This is a genomic window from Paraburkholderia sediminicola, assembly GCF_046027355.1.
In the GTDB taxonomy this organism is placed as follows: domain Bacteria; phylum Pseudomonadota; class Gammaproteobacteria; order Burkholderiales; family Burkholderiaceae; genus Paraburkholderia; species Paraburkholderia sediminicola_B.
Window position 1 is genome coordinate 141,316 of record NZ_JAQQEK010000023.1, and the last position, 15,195, is coordinate 156,510.

The window sequence follows — 15,195 nt, forward strand, 5'->3', positions numbered from 1 at the left end:
CCTCGCTCACGATGGCGAGACCAGCTTGAAATCCACCGGCGAGCCGAGTTCGAAACGCTTCGGATTCGCTTCGAGCAGGCCGCTCTGCTGATCGCGCTTGAACACATACACGGTATCGCTGTTCTGATTGCCGACGATCAGCCAGTTGCCGGTCGGGTCGATCGCGAATTCACGCGGCGACTTGCCCATGCTCGATTGATGGCCGATCTTCTTCAGGTGCCCGTTGGTGGGGTCGACCGAAAAGATCACGATCTCGTTCGCGTCGCCGCGATTGGTGGCATACAGAAAGCGCCCGTCCGGCGATAGATGGATCGCCGCCGCGCCCACCGCGCCCTTGAAGCCCGGCTCGGTCAGCGGGAGCGTTTGCACCTGCGTGAGCTTGCCGTCGTTGTAATTGAACGTGCTGACCGTGGCGGCCATTTCGCTCGTCAGATACGCGTGCTTGCCGTCGGCGCCGAACACCAGATGGCGCGGACCCGTGCCGGCTTTCTCCTGGGTGTAGCGCCAGTCGGTCGGGCCGAACAGCCCGCGGCTGCCGTCAGGCGTGTAGCGGTACGAGTACAGCTTGTCCGCGCCGAGATCCTGCGCGAACAGATAGTGGCCGTCCGGCGAGAACACGGTGGAGTGAACGTGCGAGTTGTCCTGACGGCCCTTCACCGGACCGCCGCCTTCGTGATGCACCGTGAGCACCGACGGGCCGACCTGGCCGTCGGCCTGCAACGGGAACACCGCGAAGCTGCCGCCCGGATCGGCCGCCACCGAGTAGTTCGCGGTCAGCAAATACTTGCCGTCCGGCGACAGGCTCAGATAGCACGGATCATTGCCGTCCGAGGAGACCTTGTTGAGGAACGTCAGCTGGCCGCTCGCGGCGTCGAAACGAAACGCGCTGATGCCGCCGCGCTGCGTGGCCGGGCCGTTGTCGCCGGGCATTTCGTTGACCGCGTAGACGAAGCGGCGGTCGCGGCTCACCACGAGGTACGACGGGTTGACCGTCTGCGCGACCGAGACGCGCGTCGCTTCACCCGTCTTCGTGTCGAAGCGATAAACGTACAGGCCTTCGCTCTTTGGGCCGGTATAGGTGCCGACCAGCATGTCATACACGCCGTCGGCGGGCGCCGGGCCGGAATCTTGCGCAAACGCATGCGAAGCAACAATCGAGACCATGAGCACGAAACCTTTTATTATCGAGCGGGCAGAGCGCAATGGAGCATGCGCGACTCGCCATGAGGTGGAATCAGCAGCAGAAGGCAAGTGGGAATCTGCAACGGCAGGCATCGCGGCCCGGTGACGACGAAGCATATGACCTCCTGGACATCGGTTATTTGGTTGAGTCGGTTGTCATGGTGTCGCTGGTCTGCCGCGCAATCGTTCGAGCGTTGTTCTTATCGAAAGAAGTATAAAAGCGTTGTGCCGGATCATGCAGCGAATCCGTTGACCGGCATCCGGTCAGGCGGCAATCGGCAGCATGAGTAGCAATTGTCCCGCCTGACGGGACGTTTTTTCAATCGCGTCTCACACTACGGAGTCTTCATGAACGTCACACTCAGCCTGGGCCCGCTGGTTTCGTTGATCGCCGGTATTCTGATTCTCGTCATGCCGCGCCTGTTGAACTACATCGTCGCGCTCTATCTGATCATCATCGGCATCATTGGGATCTTCGGCGTGGGGTCGTCGCACTTCTGAGCGACGGCGGCAAGCGGTTACGCAAGCATGGGACGCCGGACCGGGCGCAGCGCCGGCCCGGCGGCGCCCCGCATCGAGGCAGGACATTGGACGTGCCGAAGCTTCACGCGCCGATGGCCGTGAAGCTCGAGGCAAGCGATAAAACCGGACGGCGCGGCGAAGCCGTGTTCGCTCGCCCGAAGCACGGTGAGTTTGCAGTCAGTGCGGTGCTGCAACCATCCGGCGTGCGCGAAGCGCCGTCAGTCAGCCGTTCGAAAGCTGGTCGAGACGCAGCCGTCCCTGCAGCGACAGCGCGCCGACGGCATAATGGCCGTCGCCTTCCTGATAACGCCGGAAGCAGGCCCGTTCGACCAGAAAGGCGGCGGCGGCCAGCATGCCGTTGCGGCTCAAACCTAGCCGGCCATAATCGAGCGGTAACATCGAATCGTCGGCAAGTTCGCTGGCGGCCGAGAGAATCGTGATGCAATCGGATTTCGACGGGTTCAGCATAGCTCTGGTCCTCGGAAACGGCGTCTGTATGCGCCATGGGCGGGGCCGGTTCATAATCCGGAAAGCTCCGGGCGTCGGCTTGAAATCTGATTGTAGGCATTGATTTGACAATTACCAACCTGCGTTTTGCTGCGTTGCGTGATGAACCAAAGCGCATCGCACGAGTCGGGTAAAGGCAACGGCACTTCAACGACACCACGCGCGGCGGCGCTCGCCGCGCGCCACACTGACTCGCTCCCCATGCCCGCACTCATCGAAGACTATGCGCTCATCGGCGACGGCCACACGGCCGCGCTCGTTTCCCGCGAAGGTTCCGTCGACTGGCTCTGCTGGCCGCGCTTCGATTCCGGCGCCTGCTTTGCCGCCCTGCTCGGCACGCCCGAGAACGGCCGCTGGCTGATCTCGCCGGTCTCGGACACACCGCCCACCATCACCCGCCGTTATCGCGGCGAAACGCTGATCCTCGAAACCGACTTCGAGACGCCCGAGGGTGCCGTCACGCTGATCGATTTCATGCCGCCGGGTAACGGCTGGTCCGAAATGGTGCGGCTCGTCGTCGGCAAACGCGGCACGGTGCCCATGAGGATGGAACTGGTGTTGCGTTTCGACTACGGCTTCTCGGTTCCGTGGGTCGACCGCCTGAAGCACGACAGCGGCATCAAGGCGATCGTCGGACCGGACACCGCCGTGTTGCGCACGCCAGTCGAATTGCGTGGCGAAGACATGAAGACGGTCGCCGAATTCACCGTCAGCGAAGGCGAACGGGTGCCGTTCTCGCTCGCCTACTCGCCATCGCATCTGCGCATTCCACCGGCGCGCGATCCGCACACGTCGCTCGCGCGCACCGAGAATCACTGGCTCGAATGGTCGGCGCGCAGCACGGTCGAAGGACGCTGGGCCGAGCCGATCCGCCGTTCGCTGATCACGCTGAAGGCGCTCGCCTACGAACCGACCGGCGGCATCGTCGCCGCGCCCACGACGTCACTGCCGGAGCAGCTCGGCGGCACGCGCAACTGGGACTATCGCTACTGCTGGCTGCGCGACGCCACGATCACGCTGCTCGCGATGATGCGCGGCGGCTACTACGACGAAGCACGCGCGTGGCGCACCTGGCTCGGTCGCGTGATGGCCGGTGCGCCGGATCAGTTGCAGATCATGTACGGCATTGCGGGCGAGCGGCGCTTGCCTGAATTCGAAATCGACTGGCTGCCGGGCTATCAGGACGCGAAACCGGTGCGGATCGGTAATAACGCGGTCGGCCAGCGCCAGCTCGACGTTTATGGCGAAGTGATGAACGCACTGCACCTCGCGCGGGTCGGCGGCCTGCAGGCGGACGACACCGCGTGGAACGTGCAACGCGCGCTGCTCTCCCACCTCGACACGATCTGGCAGGAACCCGACGAAGGCATCTGGGAAACGCGCGGCGGCCGCCAGCATTTCACCTTCTCGAAGGTGATGGCGTGGGTCGCCTACGACCGCGCCATCAAGTCGGCGGAAATGTTCAAGCTCGACGGCCCGCTCGACGAGTGGCGCGCCACCCGCGCGCAAATCCACGCGGAAGTCTGCGAGAAGGCATGGAATCCGGCGCTCAACGCGTTCTCGCAGTGCTACGGCACCGACCAGCTCGACGCGAGCGTGCTGCTGATGCCGCTGGTCGCCTTCCTGCCGCCGAACGATCCGCGCGTCAAAGACACCGTGGCGGCGATCGAGCGGGACCTGATGCGCGACGGTTTCGTGATGCGCTATCGCACCACCGAATACGACGACGGCCTGCCACCAGGAGAAGGCACGTTTCTAGCGTGCTCGTTCTGGATGGTGGACAACCTGGCGCTGCAAGGCCGCCTCGACGAAGCAATCGCGATGTACGAACGGCTGCTCGCGCTGTGCAACGATGTCGGTTTGCTCGCGGAGGAGTACGATCCGGCTGCGAAGCGCTTAGTCGGCAATTTCCCGCAGGCGTTTTCGCATGTGGCGCTCGTGCATACCGGCCTGAACCTGATGAAACATGAACAGGCGATGGCGCAGGCGACCGGGCAACCGCCCCATGACGGCACCGGAGAACCAGAACTTGATGCTGCTGCAACCCCCGATAGCGGCGCGGCAACATCGCCAGTAGCATGATTTAATGACAGTTTGCGTGCTAGCCGCGCGCAAAATGCTGCATTGCACAAGTACGCTTTGTTCGATATGATCGACTAGACTGTCGGCCGAAAAACAATGTGCCCACAACCAGAATGGCCTGCCGCAACGCCACACGCGTGTTTGCGAAGCCCCATGCGAACCGCTTAAAACGGAGCACCCATGCTCTACCAACTGCACGAATTCCAGCGGGCGATGTTGAGCCCCCTTACCGCCTGGGCCCAGGCCGCGTCGAAATCCTTCGCGAATCCCGCCAGCCCTCTGGCCTACGTGCCGGGCGCCACGCGCCTCTCAGCCGGTTACGAACTGCTCTACCGGCTTGGCAAAGATTACGAAAAGCCCGAGTTCAATCTTCATCAGATTGTCAAAGACGGTCATAACATTCCGATCATTGAACAGACGATCATCGAGAAGCCGTTTTGCCGCCTGATGCGCTTCAAGCGTTTCGCCGACGACAGCGACGCTGTCATCCAATTGAAAGATGAGCCGGTCGTGCTGGTATGCGCACCGTTGTCGGGACACCACGCCACGCTGCTGCGCGACACCGTGCGCACGTTGCTGCAAGACCACAAGGTTTACCTGACCGACTGGATCGACGCGCGCATGGTGCCGCTCGAAGCCGGTGAGTTTCGTCTGGACGACTACGTCGCCTACATTCAGGAATTCATCCGTCACATCGGCGCGAAGAATCTGCACGTGATCTCGGTGTGTCAGCCGACCGTGCCCGTGCTCGCCGCCATTTCGCTGCTGGCGAGCCGCGGCGAAGACACGCCGCGCACCATGACGATGATGGGTGGCCCGATCGACGCCCGCAAGAGCCCGACTTCGGTCAACTCACTCGCCACGCAGCACTCGTACGAGTGGTTCGAGAACAACGTGATCTTCACGGTGCCGCCGAATTATCCGGGCGTGGGCCGTAAGGTTTACCCGGGCTTTTTGCAGCACACCGGTTTCGTGGCCATGAATCCGGAACGTCACGCGGCGTCGCACTGGGATTTCTACCAGAGCCTGCTGCGCGGCGACGAAGACGACGCGGAAGCGCACCGCCGCTTCTACGACGAGTACAACGCCGTGCTCGACATGGACGCGGACTATTACCTCGACACGATCCGCGTGGTGTTCCAGGAATTCCGCCTCGCCGAAGGCACGTGGGATGTCGCCGGTGCACGGGTGAAGCCGCAGGACATCACCAAAACCGCGCTCTTCACGATCGAAGGCGAACTCGACGATATCTCCGGCGACGGCCAGACTTATGCCGCACATGAGCTGTGCACGGGCATTCCGGAAGAGCACAAGCGTCACTTCACCGCGGAAAAGTGCGGACACTACGGCATTTTCTCAGGGCGCCGCTGGCGTACCATCATCTATCCGCAGTTGCGCGACTTCATCCTCGAGCACAACAAGGCGCCGAAGGTAGCGAAGGAAAAAGTCGAAGCCTGAGCATCACGCGCGCAATTGACAACAACGGCCTCTTCGGAGGCCGTTGTCGTTTATGAGGATCCCGAAGCCTCAGTGCGCCGCTTTTGACGCAGCCTACTTCCGCAACAGATACGCGAGCAACAACTCGGTGTTCATCTGAATGACTTCACTGCGCTCGCTCGCGCTGCTGAAATCGCGGCCGAGTGTGGCCTCGAGCGTGAAGCGGTTCGACACGATGTAGTACCCCATGCCGGAGAGCGTGACATAGAAGCGCAGCGGATCGACGTTGGTGCGAAACAGCCCCGCGCGTTGACCGCGCTCCAGAATGCCGCCGAGTGTGGCGACGATCGGCGAGATCATTTCGCGGATGCGCGTCGACTTCTGCATATAGCGTGCTTCATGCAGATTCTCGTTATTGATGAGACGCAGCAACTCGGGATGATCGCGGTAGTAATCCCAAACAAAATGCGCGAGACGCGTAATCGCCTCGACCGGGGCGATGCCATTGAGTTCGAGCGTGCGCTCCGCTTCATTGAGCGCGCTGAACGCGTGCTCGAGTACGGCGGTAAAAAGCTGCTCCTTGCTACCGAAATAGTAGTAGAGCATGCGCTCATTCGTTTCCGCGCGGCGGGCGATCTGATCGACGCGCGCGCCGAATAGCCCACCATTTGCAAACTCTTCGGCCGCCGCAAGCAGAATGCGGCGCCGTGTGCCTTCAGGATCTCTTTTGATTTTCGGCTGATTCATGGTGGCATCGTCTTCGTGAGCCGCGTTATCCGGATCGCACCGCCGGCCTCTCCTCGGGCCTTGCACCGACAGCACTGAACGGGCTGGTTGGGGGAATACCCTTCTGCGGTCTTTCGAAAAAAGCGCTTCGATTATGGCACATGGATTGCGGATGGCAATTGGGGAAATCGGCGATAATGTGCTATTTAGTTCAAGCTGTGCGGCCGCAAGCCAAAGCCCCACGTCGTGACCGTGACAGATACCAAAACACTCGCAGACCGCATCGAAGATCTGCTCCCCCAGACGCAATGCACCAAGTGCGGTTACCCCGCATGCCGTCCCTATGCCGAAGCCGTTGCAAGCGGCGAGGCCAATTACAATCAATGCCCGCCGGGCGGCGCCGAAGGCATCGCCCGGCTCGCCGCTCTGCTCGGCAAGCCGGTGATTCCGCTCAATTCCGCCAACGGCGTCGAACGGCCGCGTCCGTTGGCGGTTATCGACGAACAAGTTTGCATCGGCTGCACGTTGTGCATGCAGGCCTGTCCGGTCGATGCAATAGTTGGCGCACCGAAACAGATGCATACGGTGATCGCCGAACTCTGCACCGGTTGCGACTTGTGTGTGCCGCCCTGCCCGGTCGACTGCATTGCCTTGCCGCCGATCACCGGCGAAGCGACCGGTTGGGACGCTTGGACCCAGGTGCAGGCCGACGCGGCACGAGAGCGTCATGACCGGCGCGAAGCGCGTCTCGCACGCGAGCGCGAAGTTGCCGAAGCACGTGCTGCAGCGCGGCGGGCCGGCAGCGCTCCCGCTGCTCAGGTTACCGAAACAACGCAAGCCAACGCCGCGGCGCCATCGGCCGCGCCCGCCATGGACGACGCCGAAGCCAAGAAACGCGCGATCATCCAGGCCGCGCTCGAACGTGCTCGCAAGAAGAAAGAGGAACTGGCTGCCAAGGGCCAGGGCCCGCTGAACACCGAACGTGTGAGCGCGGACGTGCAGGCGCAGATCGACGCCGCCGAAGCACGCCGCCGCCGTCTCGGCCTCGCCGCGGACGACACCAACACGCCGTCCGACAAGCGCTAACCGCACCGTCACGCCCAGCATGAACGCGAACAAACGCCGCGCCATCTACGAGACGTTTCAGAGTCTCACTCCTCATCCGACAACCGAACTCGAGTACACCACTCCGTTCGAACTGCTGATCGCCGTGCTGCTGTCGGCGCAAGCCACCGACGTGTCGGTCAACAAGGCCATGCGCAAGATGTTCCCGGTCGCGAATACGCCGCAGAAGGTTTTCGATCTCGGCGAAGAAGGCGTGACCGGCTACATCAAGACGATCGGCCTCTATCGCACCAAGGCGAAGAACGTCATTGCGACCTGCCGCATTCTGCTCGACCAGTACGGCGGTGAAGTGCCCGAGGATCGCGAAGCGCTCGAAAGCTTGCCGGGCGTCGGCCGAAAAACGGCCAATGTGATTCTGAACACCGCGTTCGGTCATCCGACCATCGCGGTCGACACGCACATCTTTCGGGTTGCGAATCGAACCGGTCTCGCGCCCGGCAAGGACGTTCGCGCGGTTGAAGCGGCGCTGGAGAAATTCACGCCCGCCGAGTTCAAGCAGGACGCGCACCATTGGTTGATCCTGCACGGCCGTTATGTGTGCAAGGCGCGCCGGCCCGAATGCTGGCATTGCGTGATCGAGCCGTTGTGCGAGTTCCGGCCGAAAACGCCGCCGCCGGATCTGTGAGCGGAACCGGCACCTCATGCAACGCCGTGACGCCGCCAGCAGCCCGCGCCGCCCCGGCGTAAAATGACGCCCTGCCTCGTCCGCTTCACAGGCTGACGCTTTACAGGCTCACGTCACACGCCCCACTCAACGCACCGGTCTCACGATGTTCAATCCCAGCCGCGACGAAGTCCGCCTCTTCTTCACCGACACCTGGCGTAAGCAGCGCAAGGGCGAAATTTTGACGCCGCTGGAGGCGATCGCCGCTGACTGGATCGTCGAGCACCCCGAATACCACGCCGACCTCACCGACGGCGACGCCGCCCAGGCGCAGGACTACTCGCCCGAACGCGGCCAGACCAACCCGTTCCTGCATCTGTCGATGCATCTGGCGATCACCGAACAGTTGTCGATCGACCAGCCGCCCGGCATACGCGCGGCGCACGAACGGCTCGCCGCACGCCTCGGCTCGACCCACGAGGCGCAGCACGCCATCATGGACTGCCTCGGCGAAACCATCTGGGAAGCGCAGCGCACCGGCACGCCGCCCGACACGGACGCGTACCTGCAGCGCATCGAGCGGCGCGCCACGCGCGACTGAAGCAGGCGCCGGTCGCAGGGCGCGCGAAAACCGCCGCCCTGAAAGCACAACACCCCGCCGAAGCGGGGTGTCGTTCAATCCGAAAGCAGCGCGAGGACTACGCGACTCGCTTATTTCTTCTGCACCAGATCGCCGTTCAGCGATTCGACATAAGCTGCGATGTCTTTCATGTCGCTCTGCGACAGGCTTTGCACCTGCGCCTGCATGATCGGGTTGTTGCGACCGAGGTGCGGGTTGCCGTTGCCCATCTGGTATTGGCGCAGCGCCCAGTAGACGTAATCGGAATGCTGACCCGCGAGCTTCGGATATTCCGGGCTCACCGGCTTGTTCAGGTTCACGCCGTGGCAAGCCGCGCAGTTGTGGCTGTCGGACAGCACCTTGCCGTTGCCGGCGTCGGCGGCGTGCGCGACGTTCGCTGCAACCAGACCGATCACTGCCGCCGACGCGCATGCAGCCTTGAACACCGTGTGGAGTGCCTGTTGGGGCTTATTCATGAATTCTCCTATCCCGCGAATTTATTTGCCGAGTGACTGGATGGACGTGCCGCAGGTCACTTGTCGGGATTGCTCTTCGAAGAGGAATTTTGCGCTGCGTAGTAGGCCGCGATGTCGGCGATGTCCTGATCCGACAGCGACGCGGTGATGGCGCGCATTGTTTCGAAATGGCGGTCGCCCTTCTTGTAGCCATGCAGGGCGTTCTCGAGGTACGCCTGGTTCTGCCCGCCGAGCATCGGCACGCGGTAGACCTCAGGGTAAGCCGTGCGGTATTCAGGGATGCCGTGGCAGCCAATACACATCGCGACCTTGCCTTGGCCCGCCTTCGCGTTGCCGACGACATCCGCTGCCTGCGCACCGGCCGTATAGCCCGCGAGCACCGACAGCGCTGCGATCACGACGTGTTTGCCAACGAATTTATTCATAGCATGTAACCTGGCTTGAGGGGAAACGGGCGACCAAAAAGGCAACGGCCCGCGCCGTTATTCTTATAGGGAGCCACGCAGGCCAAAAAAATCGGGCTAATTGTACCGCGACGCCGCGCCGAACGTCCACCGCGCGGGGCCGCGGCGCATCCGGCCACCGCAAAGCCACGGCTAGCGCCGCTTTGCTCCGCCGCGCCCGGTCCGCAAGGCATGGCAGCCACCGTCGCATGCCGGCCGTTCGCGCCGGTTCGACACGACACCCGACGTGGCATCCGACACCGCATTCAGCCCGCTGCGCCCGGCGCGCCCGCCCACCGGGCCCGCCGGGCAAGCGTTCGGGCGCTCACCGGCGCCGCGTGCGCACTAGCTTCGCGCTACGGCACCGCGGGTGACACCTTACGCGAGGCGGTTTCAGGCCAACAGGCCTTCTGACTTATACTGGGTTTTTTCCCGAAAAAGAGCATCTCGCCATGCGTTTCGAAGGCTCATCGCAGTACGTCGCCACCGACGACCTCAAGCTCGCGGTCAACGCCGCGATGACGCTCAAGCGCCCGTTGCTGATCAAGGGCGAACCCGGCACGGGCAAAACCATGCTCGCCGAAGAGGTCGCCGCCGCGCTCGGCATGCCGCTCCTGCAGTGGCACATCAAGTCCACCACCAAGGCGCAGCAGGGTCTCTACGAGTACGACGCGGTGTCGCGCCTGCGCGATTCGCAACTCGGCGACGAGCGCGTCAAGGACATCGGCAACTACATCGTCAAGGGCGTGCTGTGGCAGGCGTTCGAGTCGGACGAGCAAACCGTGCTGCTGATCGACGAGATCGACAAGGCCGACATCGAATTCCCCAACGACCTGCTGCGTGAACTCGACCGCATGGAGTTCTATGTGTACGAGACGCACGAGCTGATCCGCGCGAAACAACGCCCGCTCGTGATCATCACGTCGAACAACGAGAAGGAACTGCCGGATGCGTTCCTGCGCCGCTGCTTCTTCCACTACATCAAGTTCCCCGATCCGGTCACCATGCAGCAGATCGTCGAGGTCCACTATCCGGGCATCAAGAAGGAACTGCTCGCGGCCGCCATGCAGAGCTTTTTCGAACTGCGCAACGTCGCCGGATTGAAGAAGAAGCCGTCCACCTCGGAACTGCTCGACTGGCTCAAGCTGCTGCTCGCCGAAGACATTCCGCCCGAAGCGCTGCGCTCGTCCGACCAGAAGCAGATCATTCCGCCGCTGCACGGCGCGCTGCTGAAGAACGAGCAGGACGTGAACCTGTTCGAGCGGCTGATCTTCATGAACCGCAACAACCGCTGATTCAGCGTTGATTGATCGTTGATTGAGCGCCGGATGGTCGCCGACCGGCCGCCAAGCCGCCATTGAAGCGCGCGCCGCCCCGACCACCCGCCGCCGCAGAGGACCCAGCATGCTGATCGACTTCTTCTACTCGCTGCGCGCCGCCAAACTGCCGGTGTCGGTAAAGGAATACCTGACGCTGCTCGAAGCGCTCAAGGCCAACGTGATCGCGCCGTCGCTCGACGAGTTCTACTATCTCGCGCGCATCACGCTGGTCAAGGACGAGCAGTATTTCGACAAGTTCGACCAGGCGTTCGGCGCGTATTTCAAGGGCGTCGCGCAAGCCTCGGAGCTCGCCTTCGACATCCCGCTCGACTGGCTGAAGAAGAAGCTGCAACGCGATCTGTCGCCGGAAGAAAAAGCGCAGATCGAGGCGATGGGTGGCCTCGACAAGCTCATGGAGCGCCTGAAGGAACTGTTCGACGAACAGAAGGAGCGCCACGAAGGCGGCAACAAGTGGATCGGCACGGGCGGCACGTCGCCATTCGGCAATGGCGGCTACAACCCGGAAGGCGTGCGCATCGGCGGCGACGCGGGGGGTAACCGCACCGCCGTCAAGGTCTGGGAAGCGCGTGCCTATCGCGACTACGACGACCAGGTCGAAATCGGCACGCGCAACATCAAGATCGCGCTACGCCGTTTGCGCCGGTTCGCCCGCGAAGGCGCCGCCGAGGAGCTCGATCTGCCGGACACGATCCGCAGCACCGCCGCGAACGCCGGCTGGCTCGACCTGAAGATGGTGCCGGAGCGGCACAACAAGGTGAAAGTGCTGATGCTGCTTGACGTGGGCGGCTCGATGGACGATCACATCAAGCGCACCGAGGAGCTGTTCTCCGCCGCCAAAGCCGAGTTCAAGCACCTGGAGTTCTACTACTTCCACAACTGCGTGTACGACTTCCTGTGGAAGAACAACCGCCGCCGTCACGCCGAGCGCATGCCCACGTGGGATGTGCTGCACAAATTCACGTCCGACTACAAGCTGATCTTCGTCGGCGACGCGACGATGAGCCCGTACGAAGTGCTGCAACCGGGCGGCTCGGTGGAGTACAACAACGCCGAAGCCGGCGCGGTATGGCTGCGCCGGCTCGCCGATCATTTCCCGCATCACGCGTGGCTCAATCCTGAACCGGAAGGCTTGTGGGCGTACCGGCAGTCGGTCAGCGCGATCCGCGAGGTGCTCGGCCACCGCATGTACCCGCTCACGCTCGCCGGCCTCGAGACCGCCACGCGCATGCTGAGCAAATAGCCCGTCCAAGTATTACCTTCAACGATAAGAAAGCATCTGCATGAGTCCGTCTTCCACGCCCGATTTGTCCCCTGCCGTCACGCCGCCCGGGCGCCTCAATCCTTTCGCCGATACCTCGCTGTCCGCCATCGTCGCCGGTTTCGTCGCGATGATGACGGGCTACACCAGTTCGCTCGTGCTGATGTTCCAGGCGGGCCAGGCCGCGCATCTGAGCGATGCGCAGATTTCCTCGTGGATCTGGGCGTTGTCGATCGGCATGGCCGTCTGCACGATCGGCCTCTCGCTGCGCTTTCGCGCGCCCATCGTGATCGCCTGGTCGACGCCCGGCGCGGCGCTGCTGGTGTCGTCGCTGCCGCATGTGGCTTACGGAGAGGCGATCGGCGCGTTTATCGTCTGCGCGCTGCTGTTGACCCTGGTCGGCCTGACCGGCTGGTTCGACACGCTGATGAAGAAGATTCCGGCGGGCATCGCCTCGGCCTTGCTGGCAGGCATCCTGTTCGAGATCGGCATCGAGATTTTCCGCGCCGCGCAATTCCAGACCGCGCTCGTGCTGACCATGTTCTTCACCTACCTGATCGTCAAACGGCTCGCGCCGCGCTATGCGATCGTGACGACGCTGATCGTCGGCACGGCGGCGGCCGGCGGGCTCGGGTTGCTGGACTTCAGCCGCTTCCATGTCGCGCTGGCGCATCCCGTGCTCACCATGCCGGTGTTTTCGGTGGCGGCCAGCGTCAGCATCGGAATTCCGCTTTTCGTCGTCGCGATGGCGTCGCAGAACGTGCCGGGCATCGCCGTGCTGCGCGCGGACGGCTACACCACGCCCTCGGCGCCGCTGATTTCGACCACCGGCATCGTCTCGCTGCTGCTCGCGCCGTTCGGCTCGCACGGCATCAATCTTGCGGCGATTACCGCGGCGATCTGCACCGGCCCCGAGGCGCACGAAAACCGCAACAAGCGCTATATGGCGGCGGTGTGGTGCGGCATCTTCTACCTGATCGCCGGAGTTTTCGGCGCGACCATCGCCGCATTATTCGCGGCCTTGCCGAAGGCGCTGGTGGTCTCCGTCGCGGCGCTGGCGCTGTTCGGCTCGATCATGAGCGGACTCGCCAACGCCATGCAGGACCTGAAACAGCGCGAGGCAGCGCTGGTCACGTTCATGGTGACTGCGTCCGGGCTGACTTTGCTGTCCATCGGCTCGGCTTTCTGGGGGCTGGTGGCGGGCGTGCTGACGCAAGTGGTGTTGAACGCGCGGCGCGGCTGACGAGGCAGCCGGGCGAGGCGACGACAGCTCGATGTCCAGCCGCTTGGTGTAGGCAAGGGCGTTTGGCAACCGCGGTTGGCAAAGCCGGTTGGCGGGCGCAGTTGGCGAAATCAGTCGGCGAAAAGCGCTCGGCAGAATCGGCCAGCGCGAGATCGGTCGGCGGAAAATGCCGCCTGAAATCCGCGTGAACGGATCGCCACGGGCAAGTGTCAATACCGCATCAGCCGATCCGCCATAGAATAGAAGCATCCGGCAGCGCTTTCCGTCAAAATTCCCCGGCAAGATGGCGGGCAGCGCTGCAGCGTGACCCGCGGCCGCCGGATCTGGTTTGCGTTTCAGGCCGGTGGCAACCTCATTTCTCCTGAACCACGGCGCGCACGCGCCCTGAAGGCTCGAACATGACAACCGCACTCGATCAACTCAAGCAATACACCACCGTCGTGGCCGATACCGGCGACTTCCAGCAGCTTGCCCAGTACAAGCCGCAGGACGCGACCACCAATCCGTCGCTGATTCTGAAAGCGGTGCAGAAAGACGACTACAAGCCGCTGCTCGAAAAGACCGTGAAAGCCCACGCGTCGAAGCCGGTCGGCGCGATCATCGACCAGTTGCTGATCGCCTTCGGCACCGAAATTCTCAAGATCATTCCGGGCCGCGTGTCGACGGAAGTGGACGCGCGCCTCTCGTTCGATACGGAAGCTTCGATCGCCAAGGGCCGCGAACTGATCTCGCTGTACAAGGAGCACGGCATCGGCCGCGAACGCGTGCTGATCAAGCTGGCTTCCACGTGGGAAGGCGTCCGCGCGGCGGAAGTGCTGCAGAAGGAAGGCATCCACTGCAACATGACGCTGCTGTTCTCGCTCGCCCAGGCGGCCGCCTGCGCCGAAGCGGGCGCGCAACTGATCTCGCCGTTCGTCGGCCGGATTTACGACTGGTACAAGAAGAACGCCGGCAGCGCGTGGGACGAAGCGAAAGACGGCGGCGCGAACGACCCGGGCGTTAAATCGGTGCGCCGCATCTATGCGTACTACAAGAAGTTCGGCTACAAGACCGAGGTGATGGGCGCGAGCTTCCGTACGCCGGGTCAGATTCTGGAACTGGCCGGCTGCGATCTGCTGACCATTAGCCCGGATTTGCTGCAAAAGCTGCAGGACAGTACCGATAAGGTGGAACGTAAGCTGTCGCCGGATATCGCCAAGGATGCGGATATCGAACGCGTGCCGGTTGATGAATCGTCGTTCCGGTTTCTTGTCAATGACGAAGCCATGGCGACTGAAAAGCTCTCTGAGGGGATTCGCGCTTTCGCTGCGGACGCGGTTAAGCTGGAAAAGCTGATCGAAGCGTTGCGGTAAGCGTCGCTCGCGCTGTTTAAATTCGGCGCTTTACACACGCGGCCTTGGACTTCACGGTTCAGGGCCGTGTGCCGTTTACCAACCTGCGGCGGTTGCGGTTCCGGTTGCGGTTGCGGTTGCGGTTGCGGTTGCGGTTGCGGTTGCGGTTGCGGTTGCGGTTGCGGTTGCGGTTGCGGTTGCGGTTGCATTTGATCTGCGTCGAGCACCGCCGCGCCTACGACATATAGTCACAATTGCCACCCGACGGGCGACTAGAATCTTCTGCAAGGGCGATTCACG

The 15,195-nt window shown here is 62.9% G+C and carries 15 protein-coding genes; 10 read left to right on the plus strand and 5 right to left on the minus strand.

Translation table 11 applies throughout. From position 1 onward, the window contains the following. Positions 1-6 precede the first annotated feature (6 nt). Positions 7-1,299: a lactonase family protein gene (locus PQR42_RS31860; protein WP_408388453.1), complete on the minus strand. Its 1,293-nt coding sequence runs from the start codon at positions 1,297-1,299 to the stop codon at positions 7-9. 231 nt (positions 1,300-1,530) lie between these two features. Here PQR42_RS31860 and PQR42_RS31865 point away from each other — a divergent pair, with 231 nt between their 5' ends. Continuing rightward, a complete protein-coding gene (locus PQR42_RS31865) occupies positions 1,531-1,683 on the plus strand; it encodes a DUF3096 domain-containing protein (RefSeq protein WP_007175701.1) in 153 nt (50 codons plus the stop codon). Positions 1,684-1,926: 243 nt separating this feature from the next. Here the strand turns inward: PQR42_RS31865 and PQR42_RS31870 are convergent, their stop codons facing one another. Beyond that, positions 1,927-2,172 (minus strand): hypothetical protein, encoded by a 246-nt coding sequence (locus tag PQR42_RS31870; protein ID WP_408221107.1) that lies wholly within the window; start codon positions 2,170-2,172, stop codon positions 1,927-1,929. Positions 2,173-2,412: 240 nt separating this feature from the next. On the opposite strand from PQR42_RS31870, the gene PQR42_RS31875 reads away from it, so the two are divergent. Next, positions 2,413-4,293 (plus strand): glycoside hydrolase family 15 protein, encoded by a 1,881-nt coding sequence (locus PQR42_RS31875; protein ID WP_408388463.1) that lies wholly within the window; start codon positions 2,413-2,415, stop codon positions 4,291-4,293. Between the two features lie 180 nt (positions 4,294-4,473). Continuing rightward, a complete protein-coding gene (locus PQR42_RS31880; RefSeq protein ID WP_408221105.1) occupies positions 4,474-5,751 on the plus strand; it encodes a polyhydroxyalkanoate depolymerase in 1,278 nt (425 codons plus the stop codon). 93 nt (positions 5,752-5,844) lie between these two features. Here the strand turns inward: PQR42_RS31880 and PQR42_RS31885 are convergent, their stop codons facing one another. Then, positions 5,845-6,477 (minus strand): TetR/AcrR family transcriptional regulator, encoded by a 633-nt coding sequence (locus PQR42_RS31885; RefSeq protein ID WP_012432273.1) that lies wholly within the window; start codon positions 6,475-6,477, stop codon positions 5,845-5,847. 225 nt (positions 6,478-6,702) lie between these two features. On the opposite strand from PQR42_RS31885, the gene rsxB reads away from it, so the two are divergent. From rsxB to PQR42_RS31900, 3 genes are all read left to right on the plus strand, one after another. Beyond that, positions 6,703-7,542: an electron transport complex subunit RsxB gene (rsxB, locus tag PQR42_RS31890; RefSeq protein WP_408388455.1), complete on the plus strand. Its 840-nt coding sequence runs from the start codon at positions 6,703-6,705 to the stop codon at positions 7,540-7,542. Positions 7,543-7,561: 19 nt separating this feature from the next. Then, entirely contained in the window at positions 7,562-8,206 is a 645-nt protein-coding gene (gene nth, locus PQR42_RS31895) for an endonuclease III (protein WP_132375375.1), read from the plus strand. Between the two features lie 145 nt (positions 8,207-8,351). Next, on the plus strand, positions 8,352-8,786 hold the full coding sequence (locus PQR42_RS31900) for a DUF1841 family protein (RefSeq protein WP_012432270.1): 435 nt from the start codon (positions 8,352-8,354) through the stop codon (positions 8,784-8,786). A gap of 110 nt (positions 8,787-8,896) precedes the next feature. Here the strand turns inward: PQR42_RS31900 and PQR42_RS31905 are convergent, their stop codons facing one another. Continuing rightward, positions 8,897-9,280: a c-type cytochrome gene (locus PQR42_RS31905; RefSeq protein WP_132375377.1), complete on the minus strand. Its 384-nt coding sequence runs from the start codon at positions 9,278-9,280 to the stop codon at positions 8,897-8,899. A 56-nt stretch (positions 9,281-9,336) separates the two neighbouring features. Continuing rightward, positions 9,337-9,705: a c-type cytochrome gene (locus PQR42_RS31910; RefSeq protein ID WP_132375378.1), complete on the minus strand. Its 369-nt coding sequence runs from the start codon at positions 9,703-9,705 to the stop codon at positions 9,337-9,339. 470 nt (positions 9,706-10,175) lie between these two features. On the opposite strand from PQR42_RS31910, the gene PQR42_RS31915 reads away from it, so the two are divergent. The 4 genes from PQR42_RS31915 (at position 10,176) to tal (ending at position 14,916) form a co-directional block, all read left to right on the plus strand. After that, a complete protein-coding gene (locus PQR42_RS31915; protein WP_168793070.1) occupies positions 10,176-11,018 on the plus strand; it encodes an AAA family ATPase in 843 nt (280 codons plus the stop codon). 109 nt (positions 11,019-11,127) lie between these two features. Next, positions 11,128-12,303, plus strand: a complete 1,176-nt coding sequence (locus PQR42_RS31920; protein WP_408388457.1) for a vWA domain-containing protein — start codon at positions 11,128-11,130, stop codon at positions 12,301-12,303. Between the two features lie 40 nt (positions 12,304-12,343). Further along, the gene (locus tag PQR42_RS31925) at positions 12,344-13,564 is read left to right on the plus strand and encodes a benzoate/H(+) symporter BenE family transporter (RefSeq protein ID WP_408388459.1); all 1,221 of its coding nucleotides are present in this window, start codon (positions 12,344-12,346) and stop codon (positions 13,562-13,564) included. A gap of 398 nt (positions 13,565-13,962) precedes the next feature. Beyond that, positions 13,963-14,916, plus strand: a complete 954-nt coding sequence (tal, locus tag PQR42_RS31930) for a transaldolase (RefSeq protein ID WP_408221094.1) — start codon at positions 13,963-13,965, stop codon at positions 14,914-14,916. Positions 14,917-15,195 lie beyond the last annotated feature (279 nt).